The sequence below is a fragment of the Cryobacterium sp. Hb1 genome, assembly GCF_004403585.1.
GTDB lineage: Bacteria > Actinomycetota > Actinomycetes > Actinomycetales > Microbacteriaceae > Cryobacterium > Cryobacterium lyxosi.
On record NZ_SOHI01000027.1, the window covers coordinates 261,373 to 280,732 of the forward strand.

At 62.0% G+C, this 19,360-nt stretch carries 21 protein-coding genes; 10 read left to right on the top strand and 11 right to left on the bottom strand.

The genetic code is table 11. The annotated features are described in order from the left end of the window. Positions 1–111: 111 nt before the first annotated feature. The 4 genes from E3T38_RS10605 to treS form a co-directional block, all read right to left on the bottom strand. Positions 112–798: an exonuclease domain-containing protein gene (locus tag E3T38_RS10605; protein ID WP_134548175.1), complete on the bottom strand. Its 687-nt coding sequence runs from the start codon at positions 796–798 to the stop codon at positions 112–114. Between the two features lie 91 nt (positions 799–889). After that, positions 890–1,603, bottom strand: a complete 714-nt coding sequence (locus E3T38_RS10610; RefSeq protein WP_134548176.1) for a GAF and ANTAR domain-containing protein — start codon at positions 1,601–1,603, stop codon at positions 890–892. Positions 1,604–1,698: 95 nt separating this feature from the next. Beyond that, positions 1,699–2,400, bottom strand: a complete 702-nt coding sequence (locus tag E3T38_RS10615; RefSeq protein ID WP_134548177.1) for a GAF and ANTAR domain-containing protein — start codon at positions 2,398–2,400, stop codon at positions 1,699–1,701. A 118-nt stretch (positions 2,401–2,518) separates the two neighbouring features. After that, positions 2,519–4,216, bottom strand: a complete 1,698-nt coding sequence (gene treS, locus E3T38_RS10620) for a maltose alpha-D-glucosyltransferase (RefSeq protein WP_134548178.1) — start codon at positions 4,214–4,216, stop codon at positions 2,519–2,521. Positions 4,217–4,333: 117 nt separating this feature from the next. Here treS and E3T38_RS10625 point away from each other — a divergent pair, with 117 nt between their 5' ends. Together E3T38_RS10625 and E3T38_RS10630 are read left to right on the top strand one after the other, a co-directional pair. Further along, complete coding sequence (locus E3T38_RS10625) at positions 4,334–5,269, top strand: alpha/beta fold hydrolase (RefSeq protein ID WP_134548179.1); 936 nt, start codon at positions 4,334–4,336, stop codon at positions 5,267–5,269. Further along, positions 5,266–6,336, top strand: a complete 1,071-nt coding sequence (locus E3T38_RS10630) for a glycosyltransferase family 1 protein (RefSeq protein ID WP_134548180.1) — start codon at positions 5,266–5,268, stop codon at positions 6,334–6,336. The genes E3T38_RS10625 and E3T38_RS10630 overlap by 4 nt, the downstream gene beginning before the upstream one ends. A gap of 92 nt (positions 6,337–6,428) precedes the next feature. Here the strand turns inward: E3T38_RS10630 and E3T38_RS10635 are convergent, their stop codons facing one another. Both E3T38_RS10635 and E3T38_RS10640 read right to left on the bottom strand, forming a co-directional pair. Then, on the bottom strand, positions 6,429–7,082 hold the full coding sequence (locus E3T38_RS10635) for a histidine phosphatase family protein (protein ID WP_134548181.1): 654 nt from the start codon (positions 7,080–7,082) through the stop codon (positions 6,429–6,431). Positions 7,083–7,088: 6 nt separating this feature from the next. Then, positions 7,089–7,931 carry a Sir2 family NAD-dependent protein deacetylase gene (locus E3T38_RS10640; RefSeq protein WP_370449024.1) on the bottom strand — a complete coding sequence of 281 codons (843 nt, stop codon included), beginning with the start codon at positions 7,929–7,931 and terminating at the stop codon, positions 7,089–7,091. Between the two features lie 220 nt (positions 7,932–8,151). On the opposite strand from E3T38_RS10640, the gene E3T38_RS10645 reads away from it, so the two are divergent. Continuing rightward, a complete protein-coding gene (locus tag E3T38_RS10645; RefSeq protein ID WP_104198009.1) occupies positions 8,152–8,961 on the top strand; it encodes an RNA methyltransferase in 810 nt (269 codons plus the stop codon). 45 nt (positions 8,962–9,006) lie between these two features. Then, the gene (locus E3T38_RS10650; protein WP_134548183.1) at positions 9,007–10,248 is read left to right on the top strand and encodes a D-alanyl-D-alanine carboxypeptidase family protein; all 1,242 of its coding nucleotides are present in this window, start codon (positions 9,007–9,009) and stop codon (positions 10,246–10,248) included. Positions 10,249–10,350: 102 nt separating this feature from the next. On the opposite strand, the gene E3T38_RS10655 is transcribed toward E3T38_RS10650, so the two are convergent. Beyond that, complete coding sequence (locus E3T38_RS10655; RefSeq protein WP_134548184.1) at positions 10,351–11,139, bottom strand: SGNH/GDSL hydrolase family protein; 789 nt, start codon at positions 11,137–11,139, stop codon at positions 10,351–10,353. Between the two features lie 87 nt (positions 11,140–11,226). Between E3T38_RS10655 and E3T38_RS10660 the strand changes: the two genes are divergently transcribed. Continuing rightward, complete coding sequence (locus E3T38_RS10660) at positions 11,227–13,044, top strand: DEAD/DEAH box helicase (protein WP_241984412.1); 1,818 nt, start codon at positions 11,227–11,229, stop codon at positions 13,042–13,044. 173 nt (positions 13,045–13,217) lie between these two features. Beyond that, a complete protein-coding gene (locus E3T38_RS10665) occupies positions 13,218–13,697 on the top strand; it encodes an Lrp/AsnC family transcriptional regulator (protein WP_092107921.1) in 480 nt (159 codons plus the stop codon). A 95-nt stretch (positions 13,698–13,792) separates the two neighbouring features. Here the strand turns inward: E3T38_RS10665 and E3T38_RS10670 are convergent, their stop codons facing one another. Then, positions 13,793–13,996, bottom strand: coding sequence for a cold-shock protein (locus E3T38_RS10670; RefSeq protein ID WP_035840308.1), 204 nt, complete (start codon positions 13,994–13,996; stop codon positions 13,793–13,795). 311 nt (positions 13,997–14,307) lie between these two features. After that, a complete protein-coding gene (locus tag E3T38_RS10675; RefSeq protein WP_134548186.1) occupies positions 14,308–15,144 on the bottom strand; it encodes a DUF3097 domain-containing protein in 837 nt (278 codons plus the stop codon). Between the two features lie 59 nt (positions 15,145–15,203). On the opposite strand from E3T38_RS10675, the gene E3T38_RS10680 reads away from it, so the two are divergent. After that, positions 15,204–15,914, top strand: coding sequence for an SOS response-associated peptidase (locus tag E3T38_RS10680; protein WP_134548187.1), 711 nt, complete (start codon positions 15,204–15,206; stop codon positions 15,912–15,914). 104 nt (positions 15,915–16,018) lie between these two features. Next, a complete protein-coding gene (locus E3T38_RS16755) occupies positions 16,019–16,183 on the top strand; it encodes a hypothetical protein (protein WP_166805496.1) in 165 nt (54 codons plus the stop codon). 38 nt (positions 16,184–16,221) lie between these two features. Here the strand turns inward: E3T38_RS16755 and E3T38_RS10685 are convergent, their stop codons facing one another. Further along, positions 16,222–16,869 carry a DUF1345 domain-containing protein gene (locus E3T38_RS10685; protein WP_241984413.1) on the bottom strand — a complete coding sequence of 216 codons (648 nt, stop codon included), beginning with the start codon at positions 16,867–16,869 and terminating at the stop codon, positions 16,222–16,224. Positions 16,870–17,003: 134 nt separating this feature from the next. On the opposite strand from E3T38_RS10685, the gene E3T38_RS10690 reads away from it, so the two are divergent. Continuing rightward, entirely contained in the window at positions 17,004–17,939 is a 936-nt protein-coding gene (locus E3T38_RS10690; RefSeq protein WP_134548189.1) for a nuclease-related domain-containing protein, read from the top strand. Between the two features lie 11 nt (positions 17,940–17,950). On the opposite strand, the gene E3T38_RS10695 is transcribed toward E3T38_RS10690, so the two are convergent. Further along, positions 17,951–18,829 carry a hypothetical protein gene (locus E3T38_RS10695; protein WP_174775231.1) on the bottom strand — a complete coding sequence of 293 codons (879 nt, stop codon included), beginning with the start codon at positions 18,827–18,829 and terminating at the stop codon, positions 17,951–17,953. A gap of 94 nt (positions 18,830–18,923) precedes the next feature. Here E3T38_RS10695 and E3T38_RS10700 point away from each other — a divergent pair, with 94 nt between their 5' ends. Beyond that, positions 18,924–19,304 carry a hypothetical protein gene (locus E3T38_RS10700; RefSeq protein WP_134548275.1) on the top strand — a complete coding sequence of 127 codons (381 nt, stop codon included), beginning with the start codon at positions 18,924–18,926 and terminating at the stop codon, positions 19,302–19,304. Positions 19,305–19,360: the final 56 nt, after the last annotated feature.

Consider the following 19,360-nt stretch of genomic DNA (forward strand, 5'->3'; position numbering starts at 1 on the left):
TTTGTTGGGTATCCGAGTTGAATATTGGGGCCAGTTCAGCGTTTTCGGCTCGAATAACTTTTCTGGTCACCGACTACTTGGTCAGCAACTACCGAATCAACGCTGACCGAATCAACGCTGGGGCCAGGCGGTGTCGGCTAGAAACTCGGGATCGCGGCCGCGCCGCATGTACTCCTGAAAGCTTTCGGCCTGTTGGCGATACCAGGTGACCTGCAGGGCGTGCATCTCGTCGAGAGTGGTTGGTAGAGCACCTTCGTGTGCCCGGTGGATCGCCTGAGCGACACGACCGGCGGCGATCGCATCGGCTCCGGCATCGTGCGCATCTTCCAGGCTGACTCCGTAGAACGCGCTCGTGACTTCGAGGGTGCGCTTACCCTTTCGATACTTGTCGACGGCTTTGTCGATGACCAGAGGATCGACGACCGGGCTGGGAGAGGTCAGGGGAGCGATGCCATAGCGCAGGGCTTCGCGGTCGAGCAGGGTGAGGTCGTAGGGGGCGTTGTAGGCCACGATCGGTAGGCCGTCGCTCAGGTGACCACGGAGCGCACCGACGATCTCGGCCACAGCCTCGGCTGCCATGCGGCCGTGCTCCACGGCATGCTCTGTTGTGATTCCGTGCACGTTGGTGGCGCCGACCGGAATCTCGATGCCCGGATCGACCAGCCAATCGATGCGCTCCACGGCCGTACCGCTGGCGTCGATAACGGCGACAGTGGCCGACACGATGCGACACGTTTCTACATCGATGCCGGTAGTTTCAAGGTCGAATACGGCGAGATGATCGCTCCAAGTGCTCATACTTCCACCCTAGGGGCGACCGCCGACACGTTCCGCTGCACCAGCTGGTGCTCGGCTTTGGCATGCCGGGGAACGTGGGTCCAGAGTGGAATTAGAGGTGCACACTTCGGTTGATGACGTTTTCAGCACTTTCGCGCATGGTGTGATTGTTCGCTCGAGCATCCGCTCGCAGTCGTTTGAAGGCTTCGTCCATGTTGACCATGCTGACCTGGGCGATGACTCCCTTGGCCTGTTCGATCAGAATGCGACTGTTCAGTGCGCGCTGCAACTGTTCATTGACGACGGCGTCTTCATGCACGGTACGTTCCTGCAAAATACTGATAGTCGCGACATCGGCCAGGGCCTGGCCGATCGCGGCGTCTTCGGGGGTGACGTCACCGGTGTCAGAGCGAAAGAGGTTGAGCGCACCGATTGCCCGATGGTGCACTCGCATGGGAATGGCGTGCACTGAGTGAAATCCCTGAGACAACGCGGCGGCTGCAAAATCTGGGTAAGTGTCCTGACATGCTGCGATATCGCCCAGCGTGACGACTGTGCCGGTGAGATAGCAGTCCACACACGGACCCGCGCCAGCCTGCTGCTGCAGAACCTCCACGAGGTAGCTCTCTTCGCTCGTCGAAGCCACGACCTGTAATTCCCCACTCGGGTCGGCCAACAGCAGACCAGCCGCGGTGGCGTCGAGCACTTCGACGCACGACTCAACCAGAGTATGGAGTACGTCGAGAACGTCATATTCGCCCACGAGAGTGTCCGTCAACTTCATGAAGGCGGCGCTCACCAGTGAGGCGCGAGCCATGGTGATCATGGAAGGAGTCTAGAACTTTTACTGACAATATGTCAGCTATGCCGAGTGAATGTGTCCGGTTCGATTTACGTCGAATCAATTTGCAGCGGCCTATTTCACAGGCCTTCGGCTTCCGGGCTGAATTGCAGGCGCCGTGCAACCACGTCGCCTGCAATGGCGCGCACTGTTTTGCCGTGGGCGAAGGCGTGCGCGCGCAGTAGCAGCAGGGCATCCGTCGGTGTGACGTTCATCTGCACCAATACCATCCCGGTGGCCTGATGAATTTCCCGGCGTGACAGTGGGGACTCCGCGGACGCTTGAGACGTCAACGACGTTTCGCCGGTAGCGGCCTCCTGCACTTGAAGCAGATGGTCGAGCAGGTTCCAGGCGGCCTCGTTGGCCAGTACCAACGCTTTTGCGCGGTCCGTGCGATCAAGTGCTCCCGTGGTTGTGCTGTACAGCTCGACGATACCGACATTGAGCGCGCCGAGAGTAAGCGGGAAGACGTAGAGCGCTTTGACCGTCGTGTCCATCAGGGCCATGTGGAAGACCGGCCACAACGGATGCTCTACCTCTTGTACCCGAGGTTCCAAAACGGGAAGTCGCGTACGGGCCGCTTCCCAACGCGGTCCCTCGCCGAGATCGAACTGCAGTTCGTCGAGCCGAGCGGCGAGGCGATCGGTGGCACAGACGACCGCCTCGGGTACCGCACCGACGAAAACCGAAACGGCGGCGCCGTTCACGGGTAAGGCTTCAAGAAAATGGGCGCACAGGGCAGCGTTCTCGACACCGTCTTCGGTACTAGTCCATTTAGCCACGACCGGCCTCCAGGCTTTGGATGGCTTGCTTACGCCAAGGATACGTGGTGCACACGATCGCGACAATGAACATTCACCCGGAGTTCGTCACGATCGGGCCGGCGAACGGCCAACGTGGTCAGCCGCAGTGTAACCAATAAAAACTCTGCGCCCCGAGCGTAAGGGTGAGTGAGCCTTCTTCATTGAAACTGGGAAAGACTGCGCCGCCGAATAAGTCGTACAGCCGCGTCCCGGCCATGTCGACATCATCGATCGTGAACGCGACCGGGTTGTGCGAGAAACTGAACACGCACATCACGGTTTCCGGCTGGTCGCCGAACATAGAACCGGACCCCGCATAGTTGCGGATGAATACGAGTACGGATTCGTGGTTGGTCTTGAGCACGCGGATCGCGCCGAGCCCGAAGGTTGGATGCGCCTTGCGTACGTGGATCACATTGCGAATCCAGTGCAAAAGCGAACCGGATTGGGCAAGTTGTGACTCCACATTGGTCTGTGTGAAGTTGTAGACGAGAGACTGCACGATTGGTAGGAACAGCTTGCCGGGGTCGGCATCGGAGAAACCGGCATTGCGATCAGGGGTCCATTGCATCGGGGTACGGGAGCTATCCCGGTCGGGCAACCAGATATTGTCGCCCATGCCGATCTCGTCGCCATAGTACAGAAACGGGCTACCCGGGAGGGCAAAAAGCAGGGCATGGGCTAGCTCGAGTTCCGCTCGGGAGTTATCGAGTAGGGGTGCCAATCGTCTGCGAATGCCGATGTTGGCGCGCATTCGGGGGTCGTAGGCATACCAGCCGTACATGGCCTGGCGGTATTCCTCGCTGACCATTTCGAGGGTGAGCTCGTCGTGGTTGCGCAGAAACACGCCCCAGCCGGCACCATGAGGAATGTCGGTCGTTTCGGAGAGTACGCGCACCAGTTCGTTGGCCTGCTGGGAGCGTAGGGAGTAAAAGATTCGCGGCATCACCGGAAAATCGAAGGCCATGTGGCATTCCGGTTCATCGTCGGTGCCGAAGAACGCGGCAACCTCGCGCGGCCATTGGTTGGCTTCGGCGATCATGACTCGGCCGGGATATTCCCGATCGACTAGGGCACGCAGCCGTTTGACGAACTCGTGGGTGGGCGGCTCGCCCTCACCGTTCCCCTCTTCGGACTCGAACAGGTACGGAATCGCATCCAGGCGAAAGCCATCGACACCAAGATCGAGCCAGAACCGTATGACATCAAAAATTGCTTCTTGTACGGCCGGGTTCTCAAAATTGAGGTCGGGCTGGTGTGAGAAGAACCGGTGGAAGAAGAACTGTCGACGCACTGGGTCGAAGGCCCAGTTCGATTCCTCGGTGTCAGTGAAGATGATGCGAATGTTGGGGTACCGCTCGTCAGTGTCGCTCCAAACGTAGAAATCTCCATAGGGCCCCTCAGGGTCCTCACGGGATTGCTGAAACCATTCGTGCTGGTCGGACGTGTGGTTCAGTGGAAAATCGATCACGATGCGCATATTACGTTCGTGCGCTTTGGTCACGAGGTCTTTGAATTCCTCGAGGGTACCGAATTCCGGCAAAATCGTGCGGTAGTCGGCCACGTCGTAGCCGCCGTCTTTCAACGGTGAGTTGAAGAACGGAGGAATCCACAGTGCGTCGATGCCGAGCCACTGCAGGTAGTCGAGCTTCGATACGAGGCCGGCCAGGTCGCCGGAGCCGTCGGCATTACTGTCGACGAACGACCGAACCATTACCTCATAGAAGACGGCGCGGCGATACCACCGCGGATCGAGGGCCAAACCGGGCAGCTGAATGGGTGCGGTAAAGCTCACGGCTTTCCTTCCTTCCCCGCAAAAGGGCTCTCTCGATGCGTTCGATGGCTTGAGTCTAGATCGGCCAGCCCGGTGCACGTCCAGCCTTGAATAAGTGTCGCGTCTAAACTAGGGCCGGTGATCGTTTCTTCTGCCTACGACAAGCTTTTACGGCGCCTCCCCGTGCGTGAGGCCACCGCATCCGTTCCCGGCAGGGACCGCCAGCGCACAGACACGCGGTATTGGGATTACGGCAACCCCAACGCACCGACAACCCTTGTACTCGTTCACGGGTTTCGGGGCGATCACCACGGTCTGCAACTGGTCGTGGCCGAACTGCTGGGCGACGGCCCAAACCCGGCTGACCTGCGTATCGTGGCACCCGACCTGCCCGGTTTCGGTGGATCAGCGCCGCTGCCCGGAGGCGTGCACTCGTTGGCAGCATACGTCGACTGGCTTCAGGAATTTGTCCAGGTGTTGGCCCCGGTGGGGCGGTTGGTCGTGCTGGGCCACTCTTTCGGCTCGATCGTGGTCGCTGCGTCCGTGGCCGACGGGCTGGTGACGCACGACGTCATCCTGGTCAATCCAATCGCCGCGCCGGCACTGTCCGGGCCGCGCGGCGTGCTGACCCGACTGGCCGTGTTCTACTACTGGACTGCTGCGAGCCTGCCGGATCGCTGGGGCTATGCGTTGCTGCAGAACCGAGCCATCGTGCGCATCATGAGCGTGAGCATGGCTAAGACGCGTGATCCGGGACTGCGGCGCTGGATTCACAATCAGCACGACCGGTACTTCAGCGTCTTCGCCAACCGTCGAGTCGTGATGGAGGCGTTCGCCGCTTCGGTCAGTCATGACGTGAGCGAGTTCGCTGCGAGCATCCGGCAGCCCACGCTGTTGATCGCGGCCGACAAAGACGACATCACGCCGCTGACCGCGCAGTACCGACTGCAGTCGCTGTTTCCGAACGCCACCCTGCGGGTCATCAACGGGGTCGGCCACCTCATCCACTACGAGAAGCCGAAACCGGCCGCCGAGTTCATTCGTGAATTTCTCGCGAAGGACCGACCAGCATGAGAATTGTCGTCGACTGCCGCTACGTGCGTCTGGATCACCACGACGGCATCAGCCGATACACCGCTGGCCTGGTCACCGAACTGGGCCGACTGCATCCGCTCACCATGCTGATCAGTGACCACCGCCAGCTGAAGATGCTACCCGCCCTGCCCTGGCAGCTCGTGCGTGCCCCGACCAGTCTGCTTGAACCGTTCATCGCCCTCGCGGTCAACCGGCTGCAGCCCGACGTCGTCTTCAGCCCCATGCAGACCATGGGTTCCTGGGGCCGCAAATACCGGTTGTTTCTGACCGTGCACGACCTCATCTATTACCGCAATCGCACACCCCCACATGACCTCGCACCGTTGATCCGGCTGCTCTGGCGCGCCTACCACCTCTCCTTTTGGCCACAACGGATGCTGCTGAACGGCGCCGACGGCATTGTGACCGTTTCCGAAACCACCCGTTCACTGATCAACGAGCATCACCTCACCCGGCGGCCGGTCACCGTGGTGCCGAACGCCGCCGACCCCGTTCCCGGCGCCCCTACCCACCGGAGTATCCCGGAAACGACTCGCCTGATTTACATGGGGTCGTTCATGCCGTACAAGAACCTCGACACGCTGGTCAAGGCTTTGGCTGACCTGCCAGACCACGAACTGCACCTGCTCAGCCGGGTTTCGCCGACGGAACGAACACGGCTGACCCGTTTGGCAACGCAAGCTCGGCTGGTCTTTCATGATGGGGTGACCGATGAGCAGTATCGCCGCCTGGTGCGCTCGGCGACGGCGCTCGTGACCGCCTCGCTCGATGAGGGTTTCGGAATTCCCCTGGTTGAGGCGATGAGCCTTGGTATTCCCGTCGTGGTCAGTGATATTGCGATCTTTCGTGAGATCGGCGGAGCTGCCGCGCTGTACTTCGATCCGCGCAGTGCTGATGCAATCGCGGCAGCCGTGCGTCGCCTGGCGCTTCCGGGGGAGTGGGAGGCGCGATCCGCTCTCTCGATCGAGCAGGCCGTTCGGTTCACCTGGGCGGCGTCGGCCCGCACGCTGCTCGGGGTGTTGGAAGGGACAAAACCCATCGCGTAGCGGGTATCGCGACTCGTCATTTCACGTCCCGGAACGGGAGACTCTGCCATTGTCGCCGACATGGCAACTCCGTACGGCCAGGCGTCGTAGGGTCAGGGCAACGGCGGCGCGACAGCCTCGCCACGATCGCCGGGCGATCGGATCGTCGCATCGAAGTGGGTCAGTGATAGCTGATCGTTTGCCCACCGAAAATCGTGCACCGAGCCATTGGCAATGAACTCGCCGTGACGCGGTCGGTCGCCGTCGGTGAGGTGACGCAGCAACGTACCAATAATCCCGCCATGGCTCAGTATCAGAACGGACTGCCCGGCGCGCCCGACGGCCAATCCCGCCAGCGCTGCGAGCACTCGGTCGACGACGTCGCGGCGGGTTTCGAGGCCAGGAACGGCCACACCGTCGGGAAACCGGTGCTGGCGCTCAGTGAAGGTGAGCCCCTCGATGGCGCCATGGTGGCGTTCGGTCAGGGAGGGAATCACGACGGGTTCGTCCAGTCCGAGTTCCGTGGCAATGATTGTGGCCGATTCAGCGGCGCGCAGCAGCGGGCTGGTCGCTATCGCATTCCAGTGTCGGTTCCGCAGGCCCGCCGCCGCTGCAACAGCCTCGGCCCGCCCAGCAGCGTTGAGCGGGATATCCGTGCGACCTTGAATACGGTGGTGCAGATTCCAATCGGTCTGGCCGTGGCGCACGATGGAGAAAACGGTCGTGCGTGATTCACCAGTCGGATCGGTGCTTCGCCGGGCGGACACGAACGGTCAGCCCAGCAGTCGTTCGGTCAAGGCGGCGAGGGTTTCGGAGGTACCGGCTTCGAGTTTGTGCAGCGCACGCCCATCACCCTTGGTGACACCGCGGTTGATGACAATGATGGGCAGCCTGCGCCGGCGAGCCTGTTCCACCAGGCGGATGCCGGAATTCACGGCCAGCGAAGATCCTGCCACGACGAGGGCGTCGGCACCCTGGATCACAGCGGATGCCTCGAGAAATGTTTCCGTGGGAACGAGCTCACCGAAGAAGACAACGTTTGGCTTGAGCATGCCCCCGCAAACCGTGCAGTTCGGCACGACGAAGTCATCGATATTTCCCACGTCGGCATCGCCGTCGGGAGCTATGCGGATGCTTTCCGGGTGGCGGAGCACGGGATTGTCGGTTTCGAGCCTGGCAGCGATGCTGTCCCGGCCGAACGCCTGGCCACAGGCCAGACAAATCACCTGGTCGAGGGAGCCGTGCAGTTCGACGACATGGCGTGAGCCGGCGCGGGTATGCAGGCCATCCACGTTCTGGGTGATGATGCCGGCGATGGCCCCGGCGTTTTCCAACTGCACCAGCGAGCGATGCCCGAGGTTGGGTTCAGCCTGGCGGAACACTCGCCAGCCCAAATGGCTGCCAGCCCAATAGCGTTTGCGCGATCGGTCATCGGCGACGAAGGTCTGAAAGGTCATCGGAGTGCGGATCGGCGCCCCCGCGCCGCGATAGTCCGGAATACCGGAATCGGTGCTGAGGCCAGCGCCGGTGAGTACGGCGGCACGTTTGCCGCGGAGCAGGGTGGCTACAGCATCCACTGCCCGCTCGGAGTCGACGGCGACCGCCAAGGCGAGCACAGCGGCGGCATCGGGAACGCCGGTGGGCTCGAGCGCGTCGCCAGGCGCCGTTTCGGTGGGCCGGGCCGAGTCGGCTGTCATCGGTGCTCCCTTCGCGCAGAGATGGGCGGACGAGCTGATCAAGATACCCGTTACCTGATTCTAAACTCGTCTGTTTTCCTGTTTGACTACCTACCTGTCAGGCTTGAGGTCAGTAACTCGTCTCGGAAGGCACTACTTCGTGCAGATCACCCGCATTACCGACCTGTCCAGTGCGGGTCTCGCCGACTATTCGCGGTTGACCGATGTCGCCCTCCGGCGGGTTCTCGAACCGGCCGGCGGGCTATATATCGCTGAGTCACCCAAGGTGATCGCGCGGGCCCTGAACGCCGGGCATCGGCCCCGGTCCTTGCTGATTCAGGAACAGTGGATGCCAGACGCCGCGCGTTTGCTGGTCGACTGGCCCGACGTGCCGGTTTATGTGGGTGAGCCTGGCGTGCTGGAGCAGCTCACCGGCTACAACCTGCACCGCGGAGCGCTCGCCGCCATGCACCGTCCGGCGCTGGAACCGGTCGAAGCGCTGCTGACGAGTGCCCGCCGCATTGTGATCCTTGAAGACATCGTCGACCACACGAACGTCGGCGCCATTTTTCGTTCGGTTGCCGGGCTCGGTGCCGATGCCGTGCTGATCACCCCACGCTGCGCGGACCCGCTCTACCGGCGAAGCGTGCGCGTGAGCATGGGCACGGTGCTGCAGGTACCGTGGACTCGCCTGCCGGAGTGGAGCGTGGCCACCCCGCTGTTGCATGCCGCGGGGTTTCACCTGGCCGCCCTGGCGCTGGCCGACAACGCGGTCTCTCTCGACGTATTCGCCGAGGCGGCGCCCGAACGGCTTGCCATCATCCTCGGCGCGGAGGGCGATGGACTCAGTCAACACGCTTTGGCTGCCGCCGACACGGTCGTGACGATTCCCATGTTGCACGGCGTCGACTCACTCAATGTCGCCTCGGCGAGCGCGGTTGCGCTCTACGCCCTGCGAATTCGCTCGTGAACTCGGCGGGCCGGCTGCACGCCGCGAAGAAGTTAGGCTGAACGAATGTCTCCCTCCCGGCGTGTCCTCCTCCGGCGCCGAAGACTGGCCGTCTTCAGCATTCTCCTCGTTGTACTGGGGGGAATCGGCTACGTTGGCGCCACCAACCTGGCTCCCGTACCGGGTAGCGCCGCGTCGATCGTGCAGCCGGACGCGCTCTCCCAACCGGCGGCTGCACCGGCCTGGCCGGCCTTCGGCGCGAGCGCTATCGGCGCGGTCGGTTTTCCCGGTGTTCTGGCCTCGACCGGCCAGGAAGACACGGTGCCGATCGCGAGCATTGCAAAAATGGTGACAGCTCTGGTCGTCCTTGATGCCAAGCCACTCGGTGCAGGCGATGACGGACCCGACATCACCTTCACCGACGCCGACGTGGACAGGTACTACGACGCGCTCGCCGAGAACGGTTCGGTGGCACCCGTCGTCTCGGGGATGGTGCTCACGCAACGTGAGGCTTTTGAGGCAATGCTGCTGCCGTCGGCCAACAACTATGCGTCTTCCCTCGCGGTGTGGGCGTACGGATCCGTGGACAACTACCTGGCGGCGGCGAAAACCTGGCTGGCCGACAAGACCCTGACCCAGACCAGGATCGCGGATACGAGCGGTCTCTCCGCGTCGAGCGTGAGCAGCCTGGCCGACCTGGTGGAGATCGGCAAGCTCGTCGTCGGCCACCCGGCCCTCGCCGAAATCGTCGCTCTCCCGTCGGCGGTCCTGCCGGTCATCGGAACCATTATCAACACGAACAAGATGCTCGGCCGAGATGGCGTCGACGGCATCAAGACGGGCACAACGGATGTTGCCGGTGCCTGCCTGTTGTTCTCGACCGATTTCACTATCGGCACCCACGCGGTCACCCTTGTCGGTGTTGTTCTCGGGGGGGACACGCACGCCGAGCTCAATTCTGCGATTGCCGCGCTGATCGAGAGCGTCCAGCCTGGCTTTCACGAGGTCGTCCTGGCCGAAGACGGCGCCGTGTTCGGCAGCTACACGACACCGTGGGGTGACGTGAGCGACATCGTCGCCGAGCGGGCGGCATCCGTTTTGGTCTGGTCGGACTCGCCGATCGCGGGCACCGCTACGGCCAAGGACGTGCAACTCGGCCGGGCCGGCGACGAGGTGGGCGAGGTGTCCTTCACGATCGGTACCACATCGCCGACTACGGTGACCGTGCCGCTTGAATTGCAGCACACCCTCACGGATCCCGGCCCGGCCTGGCGCATGGGAAACCCCGGCGAGCTCGCCGCCGGCTGACCTCGCCGCGCCATCCCGACTCACCCCATCCGGACTCACCTAATCCGGACTCACCTAATCCGGACTCACCTAATCAGGAACGTACGGCGCCGGCACAAGCGGTCAAACCGGCGGCAGGGTGAAAGGGCCGGCGTCTGGTCGTTTGGGCAGCACGTGGTCGCCGGAGGATTGGTGGCGCACCCGGCGCAGGACCCAGGGCACAAGGTATTCCCGCGCCCAGACAAGGTCTTCCGTGCGCGCCTGACGCCACGTGGTGCCCGGCATGGGCTCCGGTTCGCTGGGTGCGAGGGAACTCGTCACGTTGAGGGTCTGCAGCACCATGCGCGCGACTGTGTGATGTCCGAGTGCGTTGAGATGCAGCCGGTCCGGAGCCCACATGCGAGGGTCCTGAATCTCGGTCAACTGCCACATGTCGGCCACGATGCAGTCGTACTTGGTGGCGATCGCCCGAATGTTTTCGTTGTAGATGGCGACCTTACCGCGAATGCTGCGAAAAACAGGGGAGAAGCCCACATCCGCGCCGGTGAACAGCACGACTGTCGCGCCATAGTGCGTCAGCCGGGAAATCGCCGCGTCCAAGCGCGCTGCAATGGAATCAGGGTCGGTCCCTGGTCGAATCACGTCGTTACCGCCAGCCGAGATGGTGATCAGGTCGGGTCGTAGCGCGAGGGCAGGTTCGATCTGTTCATCGGCAATCTGCCGAAGGAGTTTGCCACGGACCGCGAGGTTGGCATAGGCGAAATCGTCGGTGCCGTCACTGAGAATCTCGGCAACCCGATCTGCCCAGCCACGATGCCCGCCGGGGCTCTGCTGTTCGGGATCGCCAATGCCCTCGGTGAACGAATCGCCAAGAGCGACGTAGCGCGACCATGGATGCTGTTGCTTCGTCATCGATCCATTCTGTCGGAACTCCCAGTCTTGGGTCGAACCGACCGATGCGAACGCGAACGTCGGTGGGCTTTGGTAGGTTTGCAAGAAGTGAATACTCCATCGGTTTTCGGTCCCGCGCAGGGAACAAGTGCAGCCGAACACCTATCGCCGTCATTCCCAGAACGCGCGGCCTGGGGTACAGCCGGCAAGCTGCGTGCCTGGCAGGCTGAAGCTCTGGAAGCCTATTTCGTGCACGAACCTCGGGACTTTCTGGCCGCAGCCACACCGGGTGCCGGCAAGACCACCTTCGCCCTGCGACTGGCTGCGGAACTGCGCTCCCGACGCACGATTGATCGCATCACGGTAGTGGCGCCGACCGAGCATCTCAAGAATCAGTGGGCGGACGCCGCAGCGCGAGCAGGGATTCGTCTCGATCCAATGTTCAAGAACGCCGATCGCAGCTACGGCAGCCACTATCACGGGGTCGTCGTGACTTACGCGCAGGTAGCCGCTCGCGCCGCCTTGCACAAACAGCTCACCGAGTCGAGTCGCACCCTTGTCATCCTCGACGAGATTCACCACGGGGGAGATGCCCTGAGCTGGGGCGACGCGATCCGGGAGGCCTTCGGCCCGGCCACCAGGCGCCTCTCGCTGACCGGGACGCCGTTTCGCTCGGACACTTCACCGATCCCCTTCGTCAGTTACCTGCCGGACAAGCACGGCATCCGCATGTCGCAGAGCGATTATGCCTACGGCTATGGGCGCGCCCTCGCCGATGGCGTGGTTCGCCCGGTGATGTTCATGGTTTACGCCGGGCACATGAAGTGGCGCACCAGGGCCGGTGATGAAATGGAAGCCAAGCTCGGCGAGGGCAATACCAAGGACATCACCAGCCAGGCCTGGCGCACCGCGCTCGAGCCCACCGGGCAATGGATTCCGTCGGTATTGCGCGCCGCGAACTCTCGCCTGACCGAGGTGCGGCACGGCATTCCGGATGCCGGTGGTCTCGTCATTGCCACCGACCAGACTGCCGCACGTGCCTACGCTGTCATTCTCGAGGACATTTGCGGCGAGCCGGTCACCATCGTGCTCTCCGACGAGAAGGAGGCGAGCGACCGCATCGACGAGTTCTCCAAGAACACCCGTCGGTGGATGGTCGCCGTGCGCATGGTGTCGGAGGGCGTGGATGTGCCACGCCTGGCCGTCGGCGTGTACGCAACCAGTGCGGCAACCCCGCTGTACTTTGCCCAGGCGATCGGCCGATTCGTGCGAGCCCGGCGACGTGGTGAGACGGCATCCATTTTTCTGCCCAACGTTCCCGGGCTGCTCAGCCTCGCCAACGCGCTCGAATTAGAACGCGATCACGCCCTCGACCGCAGCAACCGTGAAGACGGCGATGACGGCATGTATAACCCCGAAGATGCCATGGTCGCAGCGGCGAACAAGGAGGACAAGGCCTCAGATGATCTTGGCCTGGACGACTTCACCTGGCAGGCACTGGACTCGCAGGCGACCTTCGACATGGTCATGTTCGACGGTGACGAGTTCGGAGAACTCGCCGAACCCGGCACCGATGAAGAATTCGATTTCATCGGCATCCCTGGCCTGCTCGAACCGGAACAAGTGTCGGAGTTGCTGCGGCAACGCCAGTCACGCCAGTCCAAACGGTCATCTGACAAACGTAAAGACCCGGTGACGGGCGAGATCGCCCCGCTTGAACCGCCGCCCTTGTATCGCACGCTCAAGGAACAGCGCACACTGCTGTCGAGCCTGGTCGGCATGTGGTCCAAACTCGCCAATGAACCCCACGGAATGATTCATGCCGAACTTCGTCGGTTGTGCGGCGGCCCGGCCGTCGCTCAGGCCAGCGTCACCCAGCTGCAGATGCGCATCGACCTGCTGCGCCGCCGCCTCGGGCGCAGCTAGCGGCGGCCATCCCGGCATGCACAGCATGAGTTTCACGATGTGACGACGGAGACGACGGTGACGACACAGCCATGCAGGAGCAGATGCTGTGCTCTTCTGCTTGTGTCGATGCAGACCCTTGCAATTCATTTGCTCGAATCGCATAAACTCCTTAGTAACAAGGGAGTCTGTTGATGGAATCGAAGAAGCCGGAACTCGACCGGGTTGACCGCGCACTGCTGCGAGCACTATCGGTCAATGCGCGAGCGTCGGGAGCTGCTCTGGCAAGCGAAATCGGTGTCGCCGAGTCCACTGTGTCCCTGCGCCTGCGACGTTTACAACAGCTCGGCCATATTCGTGGCTATCGGGCCAATATCGACCTGGCTGCGCTCGGTGCCAGCCTGCAGGCCCTTATCTCGGTGCGGTTGGCCAAACACGCCAGGGTGCAGATCGATGACTTTCGTAACGCGGCCCCGCACTGGCCGGGCGTGATCGGGCTGTTCCACACCGCAGGTGCCGATGACTATCTGCTGCACGTTGCCGCAGCGGATGCCTCTCATCTGCGTGACTTCGTGCTGGAACACCTTGCGGAGCATCCGGCCGTCGCTCACACCGAGACAAACCTGATCTTCGAGTACGTCGACGGCGACGGCTGGCAAGACCTGGTGAAGTAGGGCGACCAAGCCACAACGACAGCATGCTGGTGTACCAACCGCTTAAAACAAGAACGCCCCCCGCGTAAGCGGGAGGCGTTCTTCGCAAGCTCTATTTAGAGGGCGCGGATGTTCTCGGCCTGAGGACCCTTGGGGCCCTGGGTTACCTCGAACTCGACCTTCTGGTTCTCATCGAGGGACTTGTAGCCATTCGACGCGATCGCGGAGTAGTGCGCGAAAACATCGGCGCTTCCGTCGTCGGGTGCGATAAAGCCGAAGCCCTTTTCAGCGTTGAACCATTTCACGGTACCTGTTGCCATTTGTAAAACTCCTCCAGGAGTGTTAGACCGGCCCCGACTGTCGGGACCGTTCGTCGCGGTATTCGTCGTCCGCTTCCGAAAGGAATGTGGCGCATCAACCGCGATTCAAGTGAATCGCAATCGGTGCGTTTAAGACGTGCAAGCACTACAACTTCGAGTCCAACACTAGCCCACAAGTCTGGACGGTTTCAAAGTTCCCAGCCTTTTTGACACGAAAGTGTTAATTCTACGGAAGAATTCACGTGAACTCCGGGGCGACCACTGCTCGGCGAGGCCCCGGGCACCCGTTGACCGAAACTGGTTACGGCGTGTCATTCGGCTGTCACGAAGTCGATCAAATGCTCCACGCGCCCTAATAGTTGCGGTTCCAGATCGGCAAAGGTGCGCACGCGGCCGAGAATTCGCTGCCAGGCCCGGGCGATATCGGCCTGTTCCTCGTGCGGCCAGCCAAGCGCGTCGCAGATGCCGTGTTTCCATTCGATGCTCCGCGGTACGTCGGGCCAGGCTTTGAGGCCGATCCGTGCGGGTTTTACCGATTGCCACACGTCGACGAACGGATGCCCCACTACGAGAACATTTGCCGCGAACGGGCCGCGCGCCACGGCTTCCGCGACGCGACTCTCCTTGGATCCAGGCACGAGGTGGTCTACCAATACGCCGACGCGACGTGCAGAGGTCGGACGGAATTCGCGGAGGATCTCGTCGAGGTTGTCGACCCCCTCGATATATTCCACGACGACACCTTCGATGCGCAGATCGGCGCCCCAGACCTTTTCCACCAGCTCGGCGTCGTGGCGCCCCTCGACAAAGATGCGACTGGCGCGCGCGACGCGAGCAGGCGCATCGGGCACGGCCGTCGAACCTGAAGCCGTGCGTACCCGGCCCAGGGCGGCCGCCATGGTCGGTGCGACCAGTGTGACGGGGCGTCCGTCGATCAGAAAACCGGAGCCGAGCGGAAACAGTCGCAGCTTGCCATGCCTGTCTTCGAGTGTGACGATCTTTCTTTCCACGCGAATGACGGCACCACAAAATCCTGTGCCTGTTTCTTCGACAACCAAGTCCCGGACAGCTTCCTGGGTTGGAATAATGATGCGTCCCGCGTCGCGCCACCCGGGAGAGAGCACGTCTGCACTGTAACGTTCGTCCATTGCATCGACGCTAGCGGAAGTCCGTGAGGTCGCCCGGCATGACGCGGTATTCTGACTGTATGTGTGGTCGACTCGTTATTACCGATTCTGCGCCCGATCTGGCTGCGATGTTCGATATCGAACATGAGGGTGAGAATCTGCCGGAACCGTCCTGGAATATCCGGCCGACTGAACAGATTCCGATCGTGCTTGAATCGGCCAAAACCGACCCCCCTGTGCGTCGATTGGAATCAGCACGCTGGTCATTGATTCCATCTTTCGCGACGGAGTCGACGTCGAAATTTCCGACCTTCAATGCACGGGCAGAAACGGCCGCCGAGAAGCCGACCTTCACGATGTCCGTGCGGTCGCGGCGCGCTCTGGTCCCGGCGACGGGTTACTTCGAGTGGCACACCGAGGGGACCGTAAAGACCCCGTACTTCATTCAATCCGATGATGGTCTTCCGCTCGCTCTCGCTGGTCTGTATTCCTGGTGGAAGAACCCGGCTGCCGTTGACAGCGATCCGGCGCGCTGGGTGTTGTCCGCAACCATCCTGACGACCAGTGCCCAAGGTCCGCTCGCGCAGATCCACGACCGCACACCGGTTGCCCTGCCGGAGGAGTGGTGGGACCAGTGGTTGGATCCGGCCACCGAGGGTGACCAAGGTCTCGTGGATGCCGCCGCCGCAGCCTCCCGGATAGTCGTAGAATCGCTCAATTTTCATGAGGTCGGCCGGGTGACCGGGAACGGCCCTGAACTGATCGAGCCGATCACCAACGCTTCGATGTAATTGCATCGGGCCCCAACCGGTACGCTCGAAGCAGTACGAATAAGCAGAACGCTCAACTCAGTGCCTGGCGAAATTACGTAGGCGCTGCCGTGAAAGGAACACCCATGAACATCGTCGCCTTCGTCGTCGCGTTTGCGATTTTCGTTTTCGGTTTTTGGCTGTTTGGCCTGGCTTTCTCGGTCACGGCCCTGATGGCACCGATTTTCATTGCGGGAATCCTGTGCGTGGCCATCGCCATGGCAATCCCGTTCCACCTGCTGCGCAACTAAGCCCCGATCGGCTCGCCTGAGCGCGCCGGCTGCAGCATTCAGTGTAGGAATCCCGCTACGAGATTGATCAGCGTAGCCAAAATCACCGATCCGTACGGAAATGACAGCAGCGCATGCTGGAGCGTCGCCATCCGCAGCGAGTGATTCCGGATGCTTGTGTCCGAGACCTGGTAGGTCATGCCAATCGTGAAGGCCAGGTAGGCGAAGTCGGTATACCGCGGCGGTTCGGGCTGATTGAAGTCGATGCCGCCGGGAGAGCGACTGTAATACAGCGAGGCGTAGCGCAGGGTAAACAGTGTGTGCACCAGCACCCAGGACAGGGCGACGCTGGCAATGGCCACTGCGGCGAGAAAGCCGCGCTGGGCACTCAAGGTCGCCGTCGTCCCGAGTAGTAAAACGACGATCGCGCCGAGACTCGCGAGTCCGGCCAGCAGAATGAGAAATTCTGAAACGACCCGTGACGGATCTTCGCGAGTAGCGTGCTGGGCCGTCGCGTCGGCATCCTGGCGGCTGATGACAATCCAGACCCAACCAATGTAGGTGACGCAGGCAGCACCCCAGCCGAGTATTACAGCGAGAACCCAATCGCCCGAGAGACCAGCCGTAACCCCGACGATAAGTCCGGCCACGAGCATGACGACCAAACGGGTACTATACCGGTGCAGGTGCGCGAGTGGAATGGACACAGGCTGATCGTGGCACATAATGGCCCGTCACCCACTCAGCTCTCCCTCGGCGCGGTATCAGAATCGCACGGTATTGTTGATTTTCGATCGATTTCGCATTGATTGTCTTCAAACATGGAAAGGTCCCGCCCAGGATGCTAGACAGCCCGGCCGCATCCACCCCCTACGAGGTCCTCGGAGTGAGTCCGACCGCGACCGAGAATGAGTTACGTCGCGCCTATCGACTGTTGTTGCGCCAGACCCATCCCGATGTCGGCGGCAGCGCGAGCAGATTTCATGCCGTGCAGCTCGCCTGGGAACGTGTGGGAAGTCCACAGAACCGGGCCGACTACGATCGTCGGCGCTTCGGCGACCCCGAGCAGGTCGCTCCCACGGATGCCTACGCCGCTTCCGCCGCCCGCGGCTCCGCCACGAAATCCAGCCTGAAAACCCGCATGCACGGTCATCCTGGTGGTCAGGCGCGCCTGAGATATCTCGATCTCGTGCGCGAATGGGCTGGCCGCGGCACGGTCATCGACGACCCGTACGCCCCCGCGCTCATCCGGAGCGCCCCGAAACTTGTACGGCACTGCCTCGCCAAAGCGCTGGCAGAGGAAGCTACAGCCCAGCTCGTGGCCAATCTCGGTATCGGTTTCACCGCGTGGCACGACATCGACACCGGTAGTCAGACCGACAAACTTGACCACATCGTCCTCGGCCCGGCTGGATTGTTCGGCATCTTGTCCGAAGACTGGGGCGCACCCGTGCAGCTGCGCCGCGGCGAATTGGTCGGCGACGAACTGCCGGCGGAGGATCGCCCGATCCACCAGTTCGAGGATGCCGCCCGCTCACTCAGCCGCGCATTGAAAGTCCGCTTCACCGCGCTTATCGTCGTGCTGCCTGACGGAGCCCTTGACGAACCGGTATCGCTGCCCAAGCGTGGCCGACGGCCGATGATCATTGTGATTCCGCGATCGCGGCTCGTCGGCGTGCTGCGCGAGGGATTAGCCGGCATGGAGCGCGGAAGCTTCGAAAAGGTCTTCGAGCTGCGCAGCACCCTGCTCAACGGCATCCGTTTCGTAAATACCTAGGCATTTCGAGATTACGAGCGCAGGGCCAGCTTGTCGACCCAGTAGCGCAGAAATGTGGCCCCGGCCTCATCGTGGATCTGGTCACCGATCACGATCACCGGATATGGCCGATCAAGAATGCCATCGGACGGGCGCACGTCAACGTGGGTGACGTCGTAGCCGGCTTCGTACAGGTGATCAGCCATGCGATAGTCACTGCGGGAATCGCCCATTGATCGCCACAACCGGGGCAATGGACCGCTCGCCGCGAAGTAGGCAAGGGCACGTTTCGCGGCATGGTCCTTGTCGAGCGTGACCGACTCGATATCGGTTGAGATGATCGTGGCGTCGATTCGAAATGGAATCCGACCGAATTCGTCGGGCGACCGGCGATCGTCGAATTGCACACCGAGGCCGTGTTCCACCAAGATGGCGAAGGCTGCCTCGTTGAATTCGGATTGGCGGGCGAGAAAGTCGGCATGGCTCACATCGGTGCGCTGTTCGACCGAGATCATCGCCTGCTTGGTCTCGTCAAAGAACATCTCGGCTGCGAACGAGTCAGAGACCAGCTGGCGCACCGCGTCAATGACCGCCACCGGCAAGGCAACGCTCTGATCGACGACGACGTCCCCCATGCCGTTCGGTCCGATCGGAAACCACACCGCGCCCTTCTCGCAGACGCCGTACATCCGAAAGGTCTCCGGCAGTCCGGCGTGCACGAGCGGGGCGATCACCTGCTCGCGAATAAAGTCGGCTGACCTCCCGGTGATGAACGCGATCGGCACGTGTCCGGCCGCCAGTGTGATCAGATCGGCCGGGATGCTCGGCGTTGAAATGGTGCGCGTGAGCGGGCTCGCAATCGGGCCGTCGACGTCGAGGAGAAGTCCGAGTGGGGACACGGGAATTGACATTTCGCCATTCTCCCACGAGAGGCGGAAGAGATTTCGGCATCGTGCGAAAAGCGGATGCTGCACCCGCCCATGCCAGCACTTATCGTTATCTATGATGATTACGCGACGAGAAGTAGCACTGCGCCTGGATATCCCGCTGGAAATGGCGGCACGTCACGGTATTCCCTCGCGTGTAAGCGAGGGCCAGCTGGCTAAACTCGAGGCCGAGCCGCCGGTCTGGCTGCTGCAGTCGCGCACCAATCGCACCGGCAAGAAGCCGGTGTGGGTGCAGCTCACTTGCACGATTTGTGGGTACACCGAAGCCGTACGCCCGAAAAAATGGTGGCCGACGTTCACGTATATCAGTTGCTCGAACCACGGCTTCGACGAGCTGCCTGAGCCAGCCGCCGGATTCGGCCGCACCGAGTGCGACGGGATCGGCAGTCAATTCATTGGAATCACCGATGAGGCTCCTGGCCAGAGCACAGCCGTCTGATCTCCTACCGGCACCTGAAAATACGCTGATCTCACCGCCGATGCGCACGCCCAAGG